The sequence below is a fragment of the uncultured Coprobacter sp. genome (assembly GCF_947855755.1).
Classification (GTDB): Bacteria; Bacteroidota; Bacteroidia; order Bacteroidales; family Coprobacteraceae; genus Coprobacter.
In genome coordinates this window covers 155458-177492 of sequence record NZ_CANUAR010000002.1, presented here as the reverse complement: position 1 = coordinate 177492, position 22035 = coordinate 155458, and the positions used below count along the sequence as shown (strand labels likewise).

Genomic DNA, 22035 nt, shown 5'->3' with positions numbered 1-22035 from the left:
ATGACTATGTTTTAAATAATATTATAAAGTTCATGGTCTTTTTTAATGTTATTCCGGATAAAATAAATTTGCGGAATACATGATTTTATTTATACCTTTGTTTGAAAACTATAAATTAATCAGGAAGGAAAACGTATGACAAACGATTTTAAAAATTATGCCACAAAACATTTGGGTATGAACGGACTTGCGTTGGATAAATATATAGATATAACCAGCAGTTATATTTCTCCGACAATTATAGAAGAACGCCAGTTGAATGTTGCTCAAATGGACGTATTTTCTCGTTTGATGATGGACAGGATCATCTTTTTAGGCACTCAAGTCGATGATTATACTGCTAATGTGATTCAAGCTCAATTGCTTTATCTTGATTCTGCAGATCCGGGTAAAGATATTTCTATATATTTAAATACACCGGGAGGAAGTGTGTATGCAGGTTTGGGAATATATGATACGATGCAATATATTGCGAGTGATGTTTCTACTATTTGCACAGGTATGGCTGCGTCTATGGGGGCGGTGTTACTTGTGGCCGGAACAAAAGGAAAACGCTTTGCATTGCAGCACTCGAGAGTGATGATTCACCAACCTATGGGCGGTGCTCAGGGACAGGCTTCGGATATAGAAATTACTGCTCGGGAGATACAGAAGCTTAAAAAAGAACTTTATACGATTATTGCTGATCATTCGGGGAATACTTATGAAAGAGTAGAAAAAGATTCTGACCGGGATTATTGGATGACTGCGGCAGAAGCGAAGGAATATGGAATGATCGATGATGTGCTTACTAAAGCGAAATAACGCGAAGAACAAGAACAAGAAATAGGAAATGACGAAACAAATAAACAAATGTAGTTTTTGTGGACGTTCTGAAAAAGAAGTTGAAATATTGCTTACAGGAGCTACAGGTTTTATCTGCAATGATTGTGTCGAGCGGGCGCATGAGATGATAGAGGAAATTCTCAAAAAGAATAAGACTGTCAATTCAGGATTAGGCTTTACTAAAGAAGATCTGCCTCGTCCTCAGGAGATCAAACGATTTTTAGATCAGTATGTGATCGGACAGGATGCCGCAAAACGCTATTTGTCTGTTGCGGTATTCAATCATTATAAACGGTTGTTGCAGAATGCCGATTCGAAAAAAGAAGATGTTGAGATTGAGAAATCGAATATCATTATGGTGGGGCATACCGGTACGGGAAAAACTCTTTTGGCAAAAACAATAGCTCGCATGTTGAATGTTCCGTTTACGATTGTCGATGCCACAGTTTTAACGGAAGCCGGTTATGTAGGAGAGGATATCGAAAGTATATTGACCCGTTTATTACAGGTAGCCGATTATAACGTTGAAGCGGCAGAACGAGGGATTGTATTTATTGATGAAATCGATAAAATTGCCCGTAAAGGAGATAACCCTTCTATTACGAGAGATGTTAGTGGAGAAGGTGTGCAGCAGGGGTTGCTTAAACTTCTCGAAGGATCGGTCGTTAATGTTCCGCCTCAGGGTGGACGGAAACATCCCGACCAAAAAATGATTGCCGTAAATACTAAAAATATCCTGTATATTTGCGGTGGAGCGTTTGATGGTATAGAGAAAAAAATCGCACTTCGGCTCAATACGCAAGTAGTGGGATACGGAGCAGATAAGAAACGTCAGGAGATAGACCGCAATAATATGTTGCAGTATATATCTCCTCAGGATTTAAAGTCGTTCGGTCTTATTCCGGAAATTATAGGCAGGTTACCGTTACTTACTTATTTAGACCCGTTGGATAAAGATGCTTTACGTAGAATACTTATCGAACCGAAGAATTCTATTATTAAACAATACGTCCGTTTATTTGAAATGGATGATGTGACATTGACATTTGATGACGATGTCCTTGATTATATTGTGGAAAAAGCGATTGAATTTAAGTTGGGTGCTAGAGGATTGCGCTCTATTGCAGAAACGATTATGATGGATGCGATGTTTGATATGCCTTCGTCCGATGAAAAAACGTTGCATATTACCCGAAAGTATGCAGAGGAAAAGCTGAAAAAGGCGAATATGCATGCTTTACATTAAAAAAGATTCAAATAAATTGGTTATTTTGCAGACTTGTTTATAAATTTGTTTACGCAGTTTCTCTTAATGAGAAAATTATGATTGTCTTCTGACTGTTAATCATTACATTATATGGCAACAAGAACAAATTTGGTAGAAGAGTTGAAGAAAAATTTCGGATTTGATACCTTTAAAGGAAATCAAGAGGCGATAATTCGGAATTTGCTTGATGGTAAAGACACATTTGTGCTGATGCCTACGGGCGGAGGTAAGTCTTTATGTTATCAGTTGCCCTCGTTATTACTCGATGGCACGGCTATTGTCATATCACCCCTTATCGCCTTGATGAAAAATCAGGTGGATGCAATGCGTAATTTCAGTGAGGAAGATGGTGTGGCGCATTTTATAAACTCGTCTTTGAATAAAGCTGCAATAGATCAGGTAAAAGATGACATTATGGCGGGGCGTACCAAGTTATTGTATGTAGCTCCCGAATCTCTTACCAAAGAAGAAAATATAGAATTTCTTAAACAAGTAAAAATATCATTTTATGCTGTGGATGAGGCGCATTGTATTTCGGAATGGGGACATGACTTCAGACCTGAGTACCGGCGCATACGTCCTATAATTAATGAAATAGGTTCTCATCCGTTGATTGCCCTTACGGCAACAGCAACGCCTAAGGTACAACACGATATTCAAAAAAATCTTGGGATGATTGATGCGGAGGTCTTTAAATCTTCCTTTAATCGACCTAATCTCTATTATGAAGTGCGTCCCAAAACGCAAAACATTGATCGAGACATTATCAAATATATCAAATCCCAATCAGGTAAGTCGGGAATTATTTATTGTCTGAGCCGGAAAAAAGTCGAAGAACTTGCCGAAACATTGAAAGTTAACGGCATAAATGCGCTTCCGTACCATGCCGGTATGGACTCTACTACTCGGACTCAGAACCAAGACGCTTTTTTGCTTGAGAAGGTCGATGTAATAGTAGCTACTATCGCATTCGGTATGGGAATTGATAAACCCGATGTTCGTTTCGTTATCCATTATGATATTCCGAAAAGCCTTGAGGGATATTATCAGGAAACCGGACGTGCCGGACGAGATGGCGGCGAAGGTCAGTGTATAACGTTTTATATTAATAAAGATCTGCAGAAATTGGAGAAATTTATGCAGGGAAAGCCTATTGCTGAACAAGAAATCGGGAAGCAGTTATTGCTCGAAACAGCAGCTTATGCTGAATCATCGGTGTGCCGGAGAAAATTGTTGTTGCATTATTTCGGGGAAGAATACGGAGAAGAAAATTGTGGAAATTGTGACAATTGTTTAAACCCTAAGAAACAAGTGGAAGCTCAAGATTTACTTTGTGCAGTTTTGGAAACTGTAATAGCTCTGAAAGAAAAATTTAAAGCCGATCATGTGATCGATGTATTATTGGGAAAAGAAACGACCGAAGTCCTTTCGTATCATCAAGAAGATCTTGAGGTGTTCGGATGCGGTCAAGGTGAAGAGGAAAAAACGTGGAGTGCAGTAATACGACAGGCATTGATAGCCGGATATTTGGATAAGGATATTGAAAATTACGGGCTGCTGAAAGTTACGAAAGCCGGACACGCATTTCTGAAAAAGCCGGTATCATTCAAGATTGTGGAGGATAACGATTTTGATGATGTTGAGGAAGAAGTTCCGATGAAGGGAGGAGCTACCTGTGCCGTAGATCCTACTTTATATGCTATCTTAAAAGATTTGCGTAAGAAAATAGCCAAGAAATTGGAGTTGCCTCCTTATGTTATATTTCAGGATCCTTCGCTCGAAGCTATGGCGACGACTTATCCCGTAACTATTGAAGAATTGCAGAATATACCGGGAGTCGGGGCTGGAAAAGCCAAACGTTACGGTGAAGAATTTATTAAAGTTATAAAGACGCATTGTGACGAAAACGAAATAGAACGTCCTGAAGATTTGCGTGTGAGAACGGTTGCCAATAAGTCTAAGATGAAGGTGTCTATTATCCAGGGTATCGACCGCAAGATCGCTCTTGATGAACTGGCCGAGTCTAAAGGTCTTGAATTTACCGATCTTCTCGATGAAGTAGAAGCGATAGTGTATTCGGGAACGAAAATCAATATCGACTATTTTTTGCAAGAAGTGATGGATGACGACCATATTTATGATATATTTGAATATTTCAAAGAAGCGGACAGCGATGATCTTGAAGCGGCGATAGAAGAATTGGGACGTGATTATACCGAGGAAGAGATCCGTCTGGTTCGGATCAAATTCCTTTCCGAATTGGGAAACTAAACAAAATCAGAAAAAAGTCACAATGGCCGGAGAGTCTGTAGTCAGAATCTTCCGGTCATTGTCGTTTGAAAAAACTTATTTTTAAAAACCATTAAAAAATAAAATCTTTACGTATAAATATCCATTGAAAATATTTATCTTTGTACGCAATAAATTTTAAGCCTACCTCATTATGTCATTTATTGCAGATAAAGTTGTTATGGATGGGTTGACATTCGATGATGTTTTGTTGATCCCCGCTTATTCGGAAGTTCTTCCTCGTACAGTTCAGTTGACAACCAAGTTCTCACGGAACATTCAGTTGAATATACCTTTGGTTTCCGCCGCTATGGATACAGTTACCGAAGCTCAAATGGCTATTGCCATAGCTCGTGAAGGCGGTATAGGAGTTATACATAAGAATATGTCCATAGAGGCACAAGCCAAGCAGGTGCATAGTGTTAAGCGTGCTGAGAACGGAATGATCTATGATCCGGTAACGATCAAGAGAGGATCGACCGTAAAGGATGCATTAGCTTTGATGAAAGAGTATCATATTGGGGGTATTCCTGTTGTTGACGATGATCGCCATTTAGTAGGTATTGTCACTAATCGGGATTTACGTTTTGAACGGAATCTTTCTCGTGCCATAGATGAAGTAATGACTTGTGAAAATCTGGTAACGACAAATCAATCTACCGATTTGCAGCAAGCTGCCGATATTTTGCAGAATCATAAAATAGAAAAGTTGCCTGTTGTCGATAAAGACGGCAAATTAGTCGGGTTGGTAACATATAAAGATATAACCAAGGCGAAAGACAAGCCTTTTGCCTGCAAGGATAAATTAGGACGGTTACGTGTTGCTGCCGGAATCGGAGTGACCGGAGACTCTCTCGACCGAGCCGCTGCTTTGGTGGATGCAGGAGTCGATGCCATCGTAATTGATACGGCACATGGGCATTCCAAATATGTAATCGATGTTTTAAAACAGGTAAAGGCAAAATTTCCTCAGATAGATGTTGTTGTCGGAAATATTGCTACGGGAGAAGCCGCTAAATATTTAGTTGATGCCGGGGCGGATGGTGTAAAAGTTGGTATTGGACCGGGATCTATATGTACGACTCGCGTGATAGCAGGAGTCGGTGTGCCTCAACTCTCTGCTGTTTATGATGTTGCGAAAGCTTTGGAAGGAACAGGTATTCCGTTGATTGCAGATGGAGGAATCCGTTATTCTGGCGATATCGTCAAAGCTTTGGCTGCCGGAGGATATTCTGTTATGTTGGGCGGATTGTTGGCAGGAGTAGAAGAATCTCCGGGAGAAACGATTATTTATAACGGACGTAAATTTAAATCATATAGAGGCATGGGATCGTTAGAAGCTATGGAAAAAGGTTCAAAAGATCGTTATTTCCAAGCTGCGGAGACGGATGTAAAAAAACTTGTTCCGGAAGGTATTGCCGCCAGAGTTCCTTATAAAGGATCTCTATATGAGGTAATTTATCAAATGGTAGGAGGGTTGCGTGCCGGTATGGGATATTGCGGTGCTGCCGATATAGCAGCTTTGCATCAGGCTAAATTTACTCGAATCACAAATGCCGGAGTAGCTGAAAGTCATCCGCATGATGTGACTATTACGAGCGAATCGCCGAATTATAGTCGAGGAGAATAAAGAAGTTGAAATCATAATAGATTCAGAGCCTGTCAAATCTTGCACAGGCTCTGAATTTTTATCGTAAGCTGTTTATATATACACTAATTTGGCGGGATCAATATAATTTTCTTATATTTGAGTCGTTAAATTAGTGTATTTCTATTATTTTAAGTGTAAAATTTAAAGAGAACTCGTCACAAAAGAGTTGCTTAAATAAAAAGATGAAACGATGAAAAACAAATGGTTATTATTATCCTTGTGTGCCGGTTATTCATTTGTTCTGTGTGCACAGAATCCAGAAAATGATCCTGTATTGATGAAGGTAAACGGAAAGAGCATAAAAAAATCGGAATTCGAATACATTTATAAAAAGAATAACCAACAACAGACTGATCCTAAGTCGTTGGATGAATATGTGGAGCTGTTTAAAAATTATAAGTTGAAGGTCGCTGAGGCTGAAGCATGCGGATTGGATACTACACGTTCTTTTCGTACGGAGCTTGCCGGTTATCGTGCACAGTTGGTACAGCCGTATTTAGTAGATAGAGAAATGGATGACCGATTAGCAAAAGAGGCTTATGACCGATTAAAAGAAAATGTTGAAGTAAGTCATATTTTGTTTAGGGTAAATCCGGGAATGACAGATGTCGAAAAAGAAAAAGTTTATCAAAAAGCAAAGTCTGTTTTGGAACGTATCCGTAAAGGAGAGGATTTTGGAAAGTTGGCAAGAGAGTATTCTGAAGATCCTTCTGTAAAACAAAATGGCGGATATTTGGGATATATTGGCGGATTTATGACTGTGTATCCTTTTGAAACGGCCGCTTATACGACTCCGGTCGGGGATGTTTCCGAGCCGGTTTTGTCCCAGTTCGGTTATCATTTGGTGAAAGTTTCCGACCGTCGTCCTGATCCGGGAGAAAGACTTACGGCACATATTATGTTGATGTTGCCTTCAAATGCTTCAGATGAAGTAAAAAAAGAAAAAGAAAAGCAGATACGAGAAATATATCAGCAGATAATTCAAGGAGCTGATTTTGCCGAGTTAGCTAAAGAAAAATCTGAAGATAAAAATTCCGGTCAACGGGGAGGAGAGCTTCCTTGGATATCTACCGGACGCATTGTAAAAGAATATGAGGATGCCGCCTATGCATTGAAGAATAAAGGAGATGTATCTCAACCTGTTTTGAGCCCTTACGGATGGCATATTATTAAGTTGTTGGATACAAGGGGATTGAAGCCGTTTGAAGAATTGAAGCCCGATATTATGAGACGGATAGGGCGTGATGAAAGATCCAATAAAGGTCAAAAATCTCTGATCGAAAAGTTGAAAATTGAATATGCATTTAATATGAATGTTGGAGAGAAAGCAAAATTGGAAAAGTTTGCGGCAGAAACGAATCCTATGGATACATTGTTCTTGAATAATATCAGTAAAGACCAATCTGTGTTGTTTAGTTTGGACGGGAGAGACTGGACTGTAGCCGATTTGGGGAATTTTATGAAAAATTCGAAGTCTGCACAAGGCGCATTTCATGGTGATAATGTAGCCTATTTAAATAAACAAATAGATGCATTTGTCGATAATGAAATATTACATTACGAGGATACTAAGCTTGAGTTGAAATATCCTGAATTCAGGAATCTAATGAATGAGTACCGTGACGGAATACTTTTATTCGATATAAGTAATCGTGAAGTATGGGAAAAGGCGTCCAATGATGTTGCCGGATTACAGAAATATTTTAAAGCTCATAAAAAACAATATACTTGGGATCAGCCTCGCTATAAAGGGTATTTAGTACAATGCGATGATAAGGCTTTGGTAAAAACGATCAAGAAGAGAATTAAATCATTGCCTGCTGATTCTGTTGTTTTTTATATCAATAAAGAGTTTAATACCGACAGTATTAAACATGTAAAGATCGAGAAAGGGCTTTTCCAAAAAGGAGATAATAAAAAAGTTGATAATTTGGCATTTAAGGAAGGTGAATTATCTGTAGATGAAAAATTTCCGGTCGTTTTTATTGTTGGTAAAATGCTGAAGAAAGGTCCTGAAGCTTATACTGATATGAAAGGTCAGGTAACGGCTGATTATCAGAATTATCTTGAAAAGATATGGGTACAAAATTTGAATAAAAAATATCCGGTTGAAATAAATAAAGATGTTCTAAAAACAGTTAATGTGCAATAGAGTAAGCAGATTTCGTTGTATTTTTACCGATCAATTAGCTTTCTATGTAATGGGAAAAAACTATGTGGCATAAAATCGCTTTATCCTTATGGACTATGGCCGTCGTGTTTCTGTTCTTTTGCTGTAAAAAGAACTCTTCAGAGGAAAACGAAAAGGGTACTGTATTAGTCCGGATAGGTGATAAGGTTTTGACTCGCGGAGATTTAGAAAGGGAAATCCCTGATCGACTGAAGTCTAAGGATAGTGCTTTATTTGCAGATAATTTTATAAAGCGATGGGTAGATGATCAGTTACTTTATGAGGTTGCTTCCCGTAATATTCCGGATAAAGAGAATATCGATCGCATGGTGGAGCGTTATCGGCAGGAACTTGTGATATTTGAATATCAAAAGCATTTACTGAACGAAAAGTTAGACAAAGAGATCTCAGAGGAAGATATGAGCGTTTATTATGAGAAAAATCGTGATAAATTTAAATTGCATTCAGCGATAATCAAAGGGTTATTTTTGAAAGTTCCGGAAAATTCACCGCAGATTGCCCGTTTGAAAAAATGGTATAAATCAGTTACGCCCGAAGCGGTGGAAAATATAGAAAAGTACGGACTGCATAATGCCGTAATTTATGAATATTTTTATGATAAATGGGTATCTTTTGATGAAATAATGGATAATATTCCTTATTCTGTAGAACGTGAGGCGGATTTTCTTCGTACGCATAAGAATATCGAATTGAATCATAAGGGATATTGGTATTTTTTGAATATCAGCGATTATCAGCTCAAGGGAGGACAAATGCCCTTTGATTTTGCAAAAGCCCAGATAAAGGAAATTCTCATAAATCAGAAAAAGATGGATTTTCTTAAAGAGGTGAAAGAAGAACTATATAGGGATGCTCTTAAGGAGAAAGAGGTCGAATATTTCAATTGATGAAATAAATAAATTAATTAAAAAGAAAACGATGCGAAAATTTAGTAGTGTATTGTTGTTGACTTTGTTTTTCAGTTTGATCGGTGTTTCACTTCAAGCTCAAAATAATATAATAGACGAAGTCGTTTGGGTTGTCGGTGATGAGGCTATACTTAAATCTCAAGTCGAGGAGCAATACCGAAGCATGCAGTATGACGGACAGAAAATAGATGGAGATCCGTATTGTGTGATACCAGAGCAGATTGCGATACAAAAGCTCTTTATGCATCAGGCAAAGTTAGATAGTATAACCGTTTCCGATTCTCAGGTTTTTCAAGAAGTAGAACGTAAACTGAACTATTTTATCGCTAATATCGGATCAAAAGAAAAAGTAGAAGAATATTTCAATAAACCGATGAGCGAATTACGAGAGGAGATGGCCGAGATGGTACGAGAACAAGGAATTGTTCAGGAAATGCAGCGTCAGTTGGTCAAGGATATAAAAATAACACCTTCGGAGGTTCGCCGTTTTTTCTCCGGATTACCTTCAGATAGCATACCTTATATTCCTACTCAAGTAGAAGTGCAGATAATAACTATAAATCCGAAAATCCCACAACAAGAAATCGATAATATCAAGGCTCGTTTACGGGAGTACAGCGAACGGGTTACTAAAGGCGATACGGAATTTTCTACTTTAGCCATTCTTTATTCTGAAGATCCGGGTTCGGCGCGTATGGGTGGAGAATTAGGTTTTATGGGAAGGGCACAACTTGTACCAGAATATGCAGATGTCGCGTTTAACCTGAATGATCCGAAGAAAGTTTCTAAAATTGTAGAAACAGAATTCGGTTATCATATTATCCAATTGATAGAGAAAAGGGGTGATCGAATTAATACACGACATATATTATTGAAACCTAAAGTTTCTGAAAAGGAATTGAACAACTCGATTGTACGTCTGGATAGTTTGAGAAATGACATTACTTCCGGAAAGTTTAAATTTGAAGAAGCTGCCCAGTATTTGTCACAGGATAAAAATACACGCAATAATCAGGGATTAATGGTAAATTCTGAAAATGGAACTACAAAATTTCAGATGAGTGAATTACCTCAAGAAATTGCAAAAGTCGTAAACACGATGAATGCCGGCGATATATCCCAGCCGTTTATTATGATGGATCAGAAAAAGGGAAAAGAGGTTGCCGTTTTAGTAAAATTGAGATCCCGAGTAGAAGGGCATAAGGCTAATATGTCTGATGATTATCAGGCTTTGAAAGCAATTGTCGAACAAAATCGAAGAGAAGATTTGATAGAAAATTGGATTCGAAAAAAACAAAAAGAAACGTATATTCGTATTAAAGACGGCTGGCGGAATTGTGACTTTAAGTATGACGGCTGGATTAAGAAATAAAAATTAGAATAATAAGCCGATTGATGTTTGGTAATAGAAAATATTCATGGGTAAACAGGCATAAAATACTGATTGGTGTTTTATGCCTGTTAACTCTTTGTGTTTGGGCGGGACATCGGCCGGATGATCCCCCTATTGTCGTTAAGAAGACTCCTATAAAATCTGCCGTAGATGATCCTCAGAAAGTTTATTTGGAGTATGCGAACGAGTTGCAATTCGATAAAGATATTCATCCGGATTTTCAGATACTCAGAGGAGACGTTCGTTTTCGTCGGGGAGGAATGTATATGTTTTGTGACAGTGCTTATTTTTATGAGAAAACGAATTCTCTGGATGCTTTCGGAAATGTACGTATGGAACAAGGTGATACCTTGTTTGTATATAGCGATGTGATGTTTTATGACGGTATTGTGCAAGTTGCCCGTTTGCGCTATAATGTTCGTATGGAGAATAGGGATGTCGTATTGTTTACCGATAGCCTTAACTACGATATGCAGCCTAATATCGGTTATTATTTCGATGGCGGTAAGATTGTCGATACTGAGAATGAACTCAGTTCTATTTATGGACAGTATAGTCCGGATACGAAACAGGCGGTTTTTAATTTTGATGTACAACTGGTTAATGAGGAATATACGCTCTATTCCGATACGCTGGAATACAATACGAATACAAAAATTGCCGATATTATCGGACCTTCCGTAATGGTTTCGGATAGTAACGTTATATATTCTAAACTGGGATGGTATGATACGCATAACAATACTTCGATGCTTTTCGACCGTTCTATTATCGTAAGCAAAAGCCAACAGCTTACAGGTGATACTATTTTTTATAATCGGGCAGAAGGTTTCGGAGAAGTATTCGGGAATATGATTCTGAATGATACAATCCGAAGAATAACGATGGAGGGAAATTACGGTTTTTATGATGAAATAAAAGAAGCTTCGATGGCGACAGATTCGGCGAGGGTTATCGATTATTCCCAACCCGACACATTTTATTTACATGCCGATACGTTACGTTCCTCCGTATTATTGGACTCGACGCGTTTGATACGTGCATATTACGGAACACGTTTTTTCAGAAATGATATACAAGGTGTTTGCGATTCTATGGTGTACAAGACCAAAGATTCTGCCGTGTATATGTTTAAAAACCCGATTCTTTGGAATCTTGATTATCAAATATTCGGGGATACGATAAAGGTATATATGAATGACAGTACCGTAAGGTGGGCGCATGTACCGGCTTTTGCTTTTGCTACACAACAGAAGGATACGGCTTTTTTCGATCAACTTTCCGGGAAAGATTTGAAAGCCTTTTTTAAAGAAGGGAGATTAGACAAGGTGGATGTCAGCGGAAATGTACGGACTATTTTTTATCCTCAAGAAAGAGATTCAACATTTACAGGGCTGAATTATGCGGAAAGTAGTTTTCTTACAATGTATCTGAAGGATCAGAAGATGGATAAGCTGATTATGTATAACAAAGTGGATGGATCACTGACTCCGATACCTAAAATAACTCCGGCACAACTTTATTTGCCAGATTTTCATTGGTATGAAGAGATCCGTCCGAGAGACCCTGCAGATATATTCAGGAAGATAATTCGTAAGAAGAGTGAGATTCCGAAAAAGAAACGTCGTTTCAGTAATGAAATGTAACAGATAACAAGAAAAAGAGGTTGATATGAGTGATGTAATACAATTATTGCCAGATTCTGTTGCCAATCAAATTGCTGCGGGAGAGGTGATACAGCGTCCTGCTTCTGTTGTAAAAGAGTTGGTTGAGAATGCCATCGATGCCGGTGCTACTTTGATACAGATTATAGTCAAAGATGCCGGTCGTACCCTTATTCAGGTAATAGATAATGGTAAAGGTATGTCTGAAACAGATGCCCGGCTTTCGTTCGAACGTCATGCAACTTCTAAGATCCGCCAAGCTGGAGATTTGTTTTCTTTGCGTACAATGGGATTTCGGGGAGAAGCGTTGGCATCTATTGCTGCAATAGCTCAAGTCGAATTACGCACTCGTCGTACCGAAGATGAAGTCGGTACTGCGATTGCATTGGCTGCTTCGGTTGTAGAGTCTCAGGAGTGCGTCTCATGTCCTGTGGGGTCGAATTTTGCTGTAAAAAATATTTTTTATAATGTTCCTGCCCGACGGAAATTCTTGAAATCGAATCAAGTAGAGCTAAGTAATATTCTCTCTGAATTTGAACGTATCGCATTAATTAATCCCGAGATAGCATTCGAATTGGTTCATAATGATAATGAACTTTTTAATCTTCCGATTTCTAATTTCCGCCAACGTATCATTTCACTTTTCGGAAAGGGGATGAATCAGCAGCTTTTAACGGTAGAGGTCGAGACGTCATTGGTAAAAATATCGGGTTATATCGGTAAACCTGAAGCTTCTCGAAAACGGAATGCATTGCAGTATTTTTTTGTCAACGGGAGGTATATGCGCCATCCTTATTTTCATAAAGCCGTGATGCAAAGTTATGAGCAGTTGATACCGGTAGGAGAGATGCCTAATTATTTTATCAATTTAACTGTCGATCCGGCCTCCATAGATGTAAATATTCATCCGACGAAAACAGAAATTAAATTTGAGAATGAACAACCGATTTGGCAGATATTATCGGCTGCCGTGAAAGAGGCTCTCGGTAAGTTCAGTGCTGTACCTTCTATCGATTTTGATATGGAGGGAGCTCCTGAAATTCCGGTTTTTCATAAAGGGGATGCGGTAAAGCCTCCACAAACGGCTTTTACTCCCGGTTATAATCCGTTTAAGAGCGCTTCTTCAGCAGGAACTAAACGCCCTGATTATGATTGGAGTAAACTTTATTCAGGATTTGAATCGGCGAAAGATATACCTCGAAACTCAACAGAAGAAGAACCTCAGATATTTTCTTCGAAAGTTAATCGGTCTGTTGTTCCGGATCTGTCTTCTGCAGAAACTGTCCCTTCTGAAACAATTGCATCGAAGATAAATGATTCTGTTACTACAACCGTCGGAGGACAGTATCTTCAAGTGAAAGGTCGTTATATTATTACTTCTGTTAAATCCGGAGTTGTGATGATTGACCAGTACCGAGCCCATGTTCGTATATTATATGATCGTTATATATCGCATCTTCAATCTGGTCAAGGGGTTTCTCAACGGGTATTGTTTCCGGAGATGATTCATCTGTCCGCTTCGCAGGGAGCTATCCTTTCTGAGATTAAAGCAGATTTATATTCTTTGGGTTTCGACTTATCGGATATGGGGGGAGGTGCTTTCTCTATAAGTGGAATTCCGGGAGGAATAGAGGGTGTAGATGTCGTTGGATTATTGAATAAGATGATCGAGACCGCTTCCGAAAAAGGTGGAGATGTGAAATCAGATATTCATGAAGCTATCGCATTGACTTTAGCCGAATCTGCGGCGATTCCTTATGGGCAGGTTTTGTCACCTCTCGAAATGGAGCAGTTGGCCGATGATTTGTTCGCTTCTGCCATGCCGGGTTATACTCCCGATGGAAAAGCGACATTGACGATTTTTTCTGTCGATGAACTTCAGAAGCGTTTCAAGTAATTATTTATCGTATATCTCACAAGTTTCAAGCAATATTTTTAGAATTTCTTCCCGGAGAGATTTTGGGGCGAGGACTTCGACTGTCGGTGCGTATGATAATATTTCTTGTACCAAATCAAAAGTTATTTTTAACCTATATTGAAATACGGAGTAATTAATTCCTTTGGTTATTTCTTTTTGTGAGATGTGTAAGGGTAATTCCTTGAAATATTTTACTTGATTGCCTTTTACCTTTAACAGTACGGTCTCCGTAATACTTTCTCCGTGAATGATTCCGAAACAGTCTTTGAAATATTCTTCCGGTAAAAAATTTTGAGGAAGTTCAAATGTTTTGTCGGTCATCTGCATTACTTGTATCCGGTCGAGAGCGTAAATACGGATCATTTCGTGAAACGTAGAATATCCGATAATATACCATCTCTGTTTAAACAGTTTTACAAAATAAGGCTCTATATCAAAAGTTTCCGGTTCATTCTTGGTAAAAGACTGATAAGTAACAGAAATTCTTTTTCCATCTCGCATTGCTTCTATGATCGGAGTTAGATATTTTTGTCCAGAGGGAACATTCTCTAATAAAATACGGTTTTGTAATTTATATTTCTCATTAATGAGATTGTTGACGGTAAAAGTATTCAGCAACCAGTTTCGCAATGTTCCTTTTGAGAGTTGGTCGGCATCTTCTATGTAATACTCATGAGTACTTTTGTTACACTCGATATTGATGTCGAACAAATCTTGTATGGCTTCTCGGTGATTATGAAATGTTCGAAGAGGAATTGGCTTTCCTTCCGAAAAATCAGTTTGCATCCATTTGCCATTAATCTCTTTAAAAGACAATTTTCCGTTTCTGTATATTGTATCTACCAGCCAGATATAACGGTTAAAAAGATTCTTAGCCATTGGTCGTCAGCTTATTTGTTTTCTCTGTTTTTCATTATCATCGGCATGTTATCGGTAGCCCAGTTGACCAGACCTTCTATGTGGGGAATTAAGCTGTAGCCTCTTTCTGTCAGCATGTATTCTACTCGGGGAGGAATTTCCGCATATATTTTTCTGGAAATTAATCCGTCTGTCTCGAGAGATCGAAGAGTTACGGTAAGCATACGTTGCGAAATATCCCCGATACTTTTTTGAATATCCGAGAAACGCATGGTTTTATTTGCATTCAAAGTTATCAATATTAAAGTTGCCCACTTGCTGCTCAAATGACTTAGTATGTCTCGTATCGGGCAAATACCGGTCGGATGAAAATTTTGCATTTTTTAATATTCTCTATTCGTTTGTTTTTCAATAATTGTTACATAAATGTAACTATCTAATTTATAGGTACGTTCTTGTCCTCTTAATAGATATTGCTTATTTTTACAAAACAAAAATAATAAACTTACTAATAATAACTATTGTATTATTTATAAATATTGATGATTATGAAGAAAAAAGTTGCAGTATTAGCGGTCGATCCGGTTAATGGAGCTGGTTTGTTTCAGTATCTTGAAACTTTTTATGAAAAAGGGATTTCTTATAAGTTATTTGCCGTGTCAGATAATAAGAATATACGCACAAATTCCGGAATTACTTTATTAACCGATGATTTAATTGCTAATCTGAAAGATCATGCTGAAGAATTTGATGCATTATTGTTTTCGTGTGGTGATGCTGTTCCCGTTTTTCAGCAGAATGCAAACCAAGATTATAATATTGATTTATTATCGGTTATCCGGGAATTTTCAGATAAGAATAAGTTAATGATAGGGCATTGTGCTGCGAGTTTGATATTTGAAATAGCCGGAATTACAGAAGGAAAGAGATTAGCCGTTCATCCATTAGCCAAACCGGCAATTCAAAAAGGTATAGCTACCGATGATGCCGTAACGATTGATGGGCACTTTTATACTGCGCAAAATGAACATGCGATACCGCAGCTTATGCCGAAACTTCTTGAAGTTTTACAATAAATTTTTTCATGGTAAAGGGGAGTAGATAATCAATCTGTCTCCCCTTTGTTATTTATAACTATATTATCTGTTTGCTAAAAATAAAAAAGGACTGTCGCCGCCCGATTGCGATGAAAGTCCGCCTTTAGTTGATTGAGAATTTTTAAATTGCAGTTTCCTGCTTTTGAGTTAATACTCGGAGCTTTGCATTTAATTCTTGACATTTAGCTCCATTTTTGACCGCTTGATAGCGTTGAATTTGATATCGCAACATAGCGATTTCTTCGTTTACAGATTTCATTGTTTTCATCTTTTTTTTGTCTTTCCGGATTGAAAGACGATTTTTTATTCTAATTTCTACATTGCAAATATACGAATAATAGTTTGATAAATATGTTTTATAACATAAAAATGATAGATTTATAATATTGTTTAACAGAATTGTTTATTTATTATAAGTTTATTCATTAAGAGATAAACTCAAAAAATAGATGAATATTTTTTGTGCAAAATTTTAGATAGCTTCTAAACAAATTCTAAAATAGATATTGGTATAAAAATATATTTCTCTTTTTTATATTGTCCTAATATGAATAAATAATTACATTTTTATGGTGTAAAACTCGCTATTTATGGTATTTTATTCATATAATATGATAAAATGTATATGATAAGTTTTGAGGTTAAGATAAAATGGTTACTTTTGCACAGTTTTTAATTAAGTGTGCAAAAGTAAAAAACATTTATATGTCTAAGACTCGTGAGATGTTGGTGGATGTGGCACGTCAATTATTTGCTAAGTCGGGGTTGGAAAATACTACGATGAATGACATTGCCATTGCATCTCGTAAGGGAAGACGAACTCTTTATACGTATTTCAAGAATAAGAACGAGATTTATTGGGCAGTAGTAGAATCGGAACTCGCACATTTATTGCAACGGCTTAAAGACATTGCCAATAAAGATCTTCCTCCTGAAGAAAAACTTACTAATTATATTCTTACCAGACTTGAAGCAGTCAAGGAAACCGTTTTGCGTAATGGTACTTTGAAAGCTGAGTTTTTCAGGGATATTTGGAAAGTAGAACAAGCTCGTAAGAATATCGATATGCACGAAGTTGTGTTGCTAAAGGGGATTTTGAAGGAGGGTGTCGATAGAGGAGATTTTAGAATTACCAGTGTTTCTGCAACAGCGACGATATTGCATTATGCTCTGAAAGGTTTAGATGTGCCTTATATACGAGATAATTTTACCGAAATGGGTTTGGAAAGGCTTCGGGTAAAAGAATATATCGCAGATCTTGTGTTGTATGGAATCAAGAAATAAAGCAACAAAATTAATAAATTACTAATTTAAAATTGTATGTATATTAATGCGACCGGGTATTATATCCCTACAGAAAGAGTGTCTAACGATCATTTTTTTGAAATTAACGGGTTAACCAGTGACTGGATATTACAGCGAACGGGTATAAATACGCGATCTAAAGCCGGAGAAGGAGAAAATTCCGATACAATGGGGTTAGAAGCAATACGTGCTGCCATACCGTATCTCCCGTATGATATAACGGATGTTGATTTGATTGTTTCTGCATGCTATTCTCCTCGTGATACGGTAGCTACTTTGGCCCATGTTGCCCAACGTGAATTTAAGATAGAAAAGGCGAAAGCTTTGTATATATCATCGGCTTGTTCCTCATTCAGTAATGCACTTGAGGTTGTTGAGGGCTATTTTGCTATGGGAAAAGCAACTAAAGCTTTGATCGTTTGTTCAGAGCATAATACATATTATAGTAATGAAAGTGATCCTAAATGCGGACATTTATGGGGAGATGCTGCAGTCGCTCTTTTTGTTTCTAAAGATTTGCAGAAAGAAGGCGAAGCAGAGATAACCAGTATTTATACTCGAGGTTTGGGGCATATCGGTAAAGGCCCGGATGCTGTGCATTTAAAACCGAAAGAGGACGGAATTACAATGCCTGAAGGTCGTGATGTGTTTATGCATGCTTGTAAATATATGGTTGAAGTTCTTGAGCATTTGACTTCGGATAACCAGATGTCGATTGAAGATTTGAATTATATTATATGTCATCAGGCAAATATGCGTATCGTAGCGAATGTTGCCCACCAGTTGAAGCTCGGGGAAGACCGTTTTCTGAATAATATCCGGGAATTGGGAAATACCGGTTCGGCAAGTGCTATGCTGGTTTTGGCGCAGCATATCCATGAAATGAAAAAAGGAGATAAGGCCGCTGTCACTGTTTTTGGCGGAGGTTATTCAAGTGGCGGATTTTTAGTGAAATTTTGATTTTAATCTATTTAATAAGATAACTTATGAAATTATTACAAGGAAAAGTTGCCGTTATTACAGGTGCGGCTCGCGGAATAGGCAAAGCAATTGCCATCAAATTTGCAAATGAAGGTGCAGATATTGCATTTACCGATTTGGCTATTGATGATAATGCAAAAGCTACCGAAGCTGAAATAGCAGCTTTAGGTGTAAAGGTAAAAGGGTATGCTTCGAACGCTGCGAATTTTGAAGATACACATAATGTCGTTACTGAAATTGTAAAAGATTTTGGACGTATCGACATTTTGGTCAATAATGCAGGAATTACCCGGGATGGTTTGATGATGCGTATGTCAGAAGCTCAATGGGATATGGTGATCAATGTGAATCTGAAATCTGCATTTAATTTTATACATGCGGTTTCCCCTATTATGATGAAGCAAAAGAGCGGAAGCATTATAAACATGTCTTCTGTTGTAGGTGTATCGGGCAATGCCGGACAATGCAATTATTCGGCGTCTAAAGCCGGTATGATCGGTTTGGCTAAATCCATCGCAAAAGAACTTGGTTCTCGCGGTGTCCGTGCCAATTGTATCGCTCCGGGATTTATTATTACCGATATGACGGGTGCGTTATCTGACGAAGTGAAAGAAGCTTGGGCAAAACAAATTCCTTTACGTCGTGGTGGCACTCCTGAGGATGTTGCCAACGTATGTACTTTCCTTGCTTCCGACCTTTCTTCATACGTTACCGGACAAGTTATTCACTGTTGTGGCGGTATGAATATGTAAAGAATATTTTACAACATATATTCAGAAGGTAAAAGAATCATTACGATTCTTTTACCTTCTGTTTTTTTATCCCTATCTTTGTTTCATATCTAATGTGTATTTTTATTTTATGACAGTATTGTATGAAGATAATCATTTGATTATTGTAAATAAAACAACATCGGAGATCGTACAGGGCGATAAAACCGGTGATGTACCTTTGTCCGAAATATTGAAGTTATGGCTGAAAGAGAAATACAATAAACCCGGAAATGTATTTGTCGGTGTAACTCATCGTCTCGATCGTCCGGTGAGCGGATTAGTAGTTTTTGCCAAAACAAGCAAAGCTCTGACACGGATGAATGAGATGTTTCGCAATAATGAGGTGAAAAAAAAATATTGGGCGATAGTAAAAAATCGTCCGCCGAAAGACTCGGATGAGATTACTCATTATATTGTGAGGAATGAGAAAATAAACAAGTCGGTCGCATGGGATAGAATGAAGCCCAATGCTAAAGAAGCTGTTCTTGCATACCGGATAGTTGCTCATAGCGATAAATATTATTTATTGGAAATAGATTTGAAAACAGGAAGACACCATCAGATTCGATGCCAATTGTCTAAGATAGGGTGTCCTATAAAGGGTGATTTGAAATATGGGGCCGAGCGATCCAATCCGGACGGAGGCATTAGTCTGCATGCTCGTCATATTAAATTTATTCATCCGGTATCTAAAGTAGAAATTGATATAACAGCCCCAGTTCCGGATAATAATCTTTGGAGAGCTTTTGAAGAGTTGGCAGAATCGTCTTCAAGATAAAAAGTATACACACACTAATTATTTTATATTATGAAAACACACTTTAAATTTACGATAATGTTTTTGATTATCGTATTCTCCTTTGCCGGATTGTCGGCGCAGACCTTTATCCATCCCGGTATCGATATGTGTCGGGAAGATCTTGAGTTAATGAAAAGTAAGACATTGGTCGGAGAGCAGCCTTGGCGGAGTGCTTTTGAGCGTTTGAAAACAGAAACACCGCTTTCTTTTGAAGTTAAGACTTATGCACATGTTATCAGTGGGCCGTACGGAAAACCGGATATTGGAGGATCTGATCTTTCTAAAGGAGCTGTGATGGCTTATAACTGTGCTGTTCTGTGGTATATTACAGAAAACAAGGCATACGCTGAAAAAGCGGTGGAAATTATAGAGAAATGGTCTGAATCATTGCGTAGTCTGGATGAAAATAATGCTAAGTTGCTGGTGGCTCTTTCCGGATATAAATTTTGTAATGCGGCTGAAATTTTAAGATATACTTATCCGGGCTGGAATGAAAATCACACGGCGGCTTTTACCGAAATGATAATGAGCGTGTATTATCCGTTACTGAGATTCTATTTCCCTCAGGCAAACGGAAACTGGGATGGCGCGATTATGCATACTTTATTGTCGATCGCTGTTTTTACCAATGATCGGCCTCTTTTCGATAATGCAATTTATCATTACTTGCATGGACGAGCAAACGGCAGTTTGATTAAGTATATTTTCCCGAATGGACAATGTCAAGAGACTACTCGGGATCAAGGACACGTACAAATGGGGCTTGGAGAATTTGCCGGAGCTGCTCGTATTGCCTATACACAAGGGGTTGATCTTTTTTCTGCTGGCGATAACCGTTTGGCATTAGGGTATGAATATACTTCTCGTTTTCTTTTAGGAGAAAATATTTTCTCTTACGGAGAACCTTCTCATCGTGATAAGGACTTACGAAACGATTACGGAATAGAATATGTCTATCAGCATTATAAAGCACAGGGAATAGATATGCCTTATACTCGGACTGTCTGTGACAAAGTACGAAATAAATCTTCATTAATATTACTTACGGCTTTTCGTGCGGCTTTTCAGGGAAGAACACCCGAACAGAGACCTTTAATGTACAGTGAAGTTGCTTATCCTGCGGGAGCGTTAAGAATATCGGATACTAAAATACCGGAAGATGCGATTATCGTATCACCCGGCGATTCGTTACAACAAATATTAGATGATGAGGCAGGACATAAATGCACCATTTTTTTGAAAGCCGGAGAATACATGATAGATAAAACTTTGAGAATACATTCGGGAACACGTTTGATCGGAGAAGGAACGAAAACCGTTCTTATGTTTACATCTTCTGTACGAACTGCGGCGATTATGGCTGCAACTCCTGATATGAGCGATGTCGTTATTGAAAATTTGATAATAGAAGGTGCTCGGGAACATGATGCCGGTTTTGATCCCAATTCGGGACGTTTTGAACGGCAGAAACGTTATGCAAATAATTTGGCCGGAATTTCTTTCCGTAGTGAAAAAAATTATAAACTTTCCGGGATAACATTGAGAAATCTTTCTGTAATTAATTTTTCTCGTACGGGAGTATATATTTCAGGCGCAAAAAATGTGAAAATAGAAGCTTGTGATTTTACTGAAAACGGAACATTCGTCGTACCGGGTCCGAGACTCCAGCATAATTTATTGTTGCAGCGTGTTGAAGGTGGAATTGTGCGAGACAGTCGTTTCGATACCTCTTTGCATGGAGCTGGTGTTGTGTTGGATCATTGCCGTTCATTAGATTTGAAAGATTGTGAAGTAGCCCGGAATGCATGGCATGGAATTTTATTGTCCGAATGTTCCGGCATAGATATTTCGGGAAATTTGATAGAAGGAAATGATGGCAGTGGAGTTTTATCGGAATTTTTATATAAAGGATCGAGCAATCTCAAAATTCGGAAAAATCAGATTCGTTATAATAATGGATACGGAGTTGAGGCTTTTGCCGTTAAGAAACTTTCTGTATCAGGGAATTGCTATGATCGTAATGGTAAATCGGAAGATCAGGAACATGTATGTCCGGATCTTACTTTGCAAATGGAAAAGATTTCGGCTGATTGAATAGAAAAATGAGTATAATATA

General features: G+C 38.0%; 18 protein-coding genes. 15 read left to right on the top strand and 3 right to left on the bottom strand.

The features are described 5' to 3' along the window. Positions 1-135 precede the first annotated feature (135 nt). The 9 genes from clpP (at position 136) to mutL (ending at position 14085) form a co-directional block, all read left to right on the top strand. The gene (gene clpP, locus Q0093_RS02395; protein WP_294176117.1) at positions 136-804 is read left to right on the top strand and encodes an ATP-dependent Clp endopeptidase proteolytic subunit ClpP; all 669 of its coding nucleotides are present in this window, start codon (positions 136-138) and stop codon (positions 802-804) included. A gap of 28 nt (positions 805-832) precedes the next feature. Beyond that, entirely contained in the window at positions 833-2071 is a 1239-nt protein-coding gene (clpX, locus tag Q0093_RS02390; RefSeq protein ID WP_297928314.1) for an ATP-dependent Clp protease ATP-binding subunit ClpX, read from the top strand. Between the two features lie 111 nt (positions 2072-2182). Continuing rightward, positions 2183-4363: a DNA helicase RecQ gene (gene recQ, locus Q0093_RS02385; protein WP_297928313.1), complete on the top strand. Its 2181-nt coding sequence runs from the start codon at positions 2183-2185 to the stop codon at positions 4361-4363. Positions 4364-4535: 172 nt separating this feature from the next. Then, complete coding sequence (guaB, locus tag Q0093_RS02380; protein WP_297928312.1) at positions 4536-6011, top strand: IMP dehydrogenase; 1476 nt, start codon at positions 4536-4538, stop codon at positions 6009-6011. Between the two features lie 211 nt (positions 6012-6222). Further along, the gene (locus tag Q0093_RS02375; protein ID WP_297928311.1) at positions 6223-8184 is read left to right on the top strand and encodes a peptidylprolyl isomerase; all 1962 of its coding nucleotides are present in this window, start codon (positions 6223-6225) and stop codon (positions 8182-8184) included. A 62-nt stretch (positions 8185-8246) separates the two neighbouring features. Next, entirely contained in the window at positions 8247-9110 is an 864-nt protein-coding gene (locus Q0093_RS02370) for a peptidyl-prolyl cis-trans isomerase (RefSeq protein ID WP_297928310.1), read from the top strand. A gap of 31 nt (positions 9111-9141) precedes the next feature. Beyond that, positions 9142-10503: a peptidylprolyl isomerase gene (locus tag Q0093_RS02365; RefSeq protein ID WP_297928309.1), complete on the top strand. Its 1362-nt coding sequence runs from the start codon at positions 9142-9144 to the stop codon at positions 10501-10503. A gap of 23 nt (positions 10504-10526) precedes the next feature. Further along, complete coding sequence (locus tag Q0093_RS02360; protein ID WP_297928308.1) at positions 10527-12170, top strand: OstA-like protein; 1644 nt, start codon at positions 10527-10529, stop codon at positions 12168-12170. 25 nt (positions 12171-12195) lie between these two features. Beyond that, positions 12196-14085: a DNA mismatch repair endonuclease MutL gene (gene mutL / locus Q0093_RS02355; RefSeq protein WP_297928307.1), complete on the top strand. Its 1890-nt coding sequence runs from the start codon at positions 12196-12198 to the stop codon at positions 14083-14085. Here the strand turns inward: mutL and Q0093_RS02350 are convergent, their stop codons facing one another. Then, a complete protein-coding gene (locus Q0093_RS02350; RefSeq protein ID WP_297928306.1) occupies positions 14086-14985 on the bottom strand; it encodes a WYL domain-containing protein in 900 nt (299 codons plus the stop codon). 11 nt (positions 14986-14996) lie between these two features. Next, entirely contained in the window at positions 14997-15344 is a 348-nt protein-coding gene (locus Q0093_RS02345) for a helix-turn-helix domain-containing protein (protein WP_294176104.1), read from the bottom strand. A gap of 168 nt (positions 15345-15512) precedes the next feature. On the opposite strand from Q0093_RS02345, the gene Q0093_RS02340 reads away from it, so the two are divergent. Continuing rightward, on the top strand, positions 15513-16040 hold the full coding sequence (locus tag Q0093_RS02340; protein ID WP_297304544.1) for a DJ-1/PfpI family protein: 528 nt from the start codon (positions 15513-15515) through the stop codon (positions 16038-16040). Positions 16041-16182: 142 nt separating this feature from the next. Here the strand turns inward: Q0093_RS02340 and Q0093_RS02335 are convergent, their stop codons facing one another. Further along, the gene (locus Q0093_RS02335; protein ID WP_022601575.1) at positions 16183-16329 is read right to left on the bottom strand and encodes a hypothetical protein; all 147 of its coding nucleotides are present in this window, start codon (positions 16327-16329) and stop codon (positions 16183-16185) included. A gap of 431 nt (positions 16330-16760) precedes the next feature. Here Q0093_RS02335 and Q0093_RS02330 point away from each other — a divergent pair, with 431 nt between their 5' ends. The 5 genes from Q0093_RS02330 (at position 16761) to Q0093_RS02310 (ending at position 22013) form a co-directional block, all read left to right on the top strand. After that, the gene (locus Q0093_RS02330; RefSeq protein WP_031258025.1) at positions 16761-17345 is read left to right on the top strand and encodes a TetR/AcrR family transcriptional regulator; all 585 of its coding nucleotides are present in this window, start codon (positions 16761-16763) and stop codon (positions 17343-17345) included. A 36-nt stretch (positions 17346-17381) separates the two neighbouring features. Continuing rightward, positions 17382-18326: a 3-oxoacyl-[acyl-carrier-protein] synthase III C-terminal domain-containing protein gene (locus Q0093_RS02325; RefSeq protein ID WP_294176101.1), complete on the top strand. Its 945-nt coding sequence runs from the start codon at positions 17382-17384 to the stop codon at positions 18324-18326. A gap of 26 nt (positions 18327-18352) precedes the next feature. Beyond that, positions 18353-19099, top strand: coding sequence for a 3-oxoacyl-[acyl-carrier-protein] reductase (fabG, locus tag Q0093_RS02320; protein WP_294176100.1), 747 nt, complete (start codon positions 18353-18355; stop codon positions 19097-19099). Between the two features lie 109 nt (positions 19100-19208). Beyond that, positions 19209-19898, top strand: coding sequence for an RluA family pseudouridine synthase (locus Q0093_RS02315; protein ID WP_294176099.1), 690 nt, complete (start codon positions 19209-19211; stop codon positions 19896-19898). A 30-nt stretch (positions 19899-19928) separates the two neighbouring features. Then, a complete protein-coding gene (locus tag Q0093_RS02310; protein WP_297928305.1) occupies positions 19929-22013 on the top strand; it encodes a right-handed parallel beta-helix repeat-containing protein in 2085 nt (694 codons plus the stop codon). Positions 22014-22035: the final 22 nt, after the last annotated feature.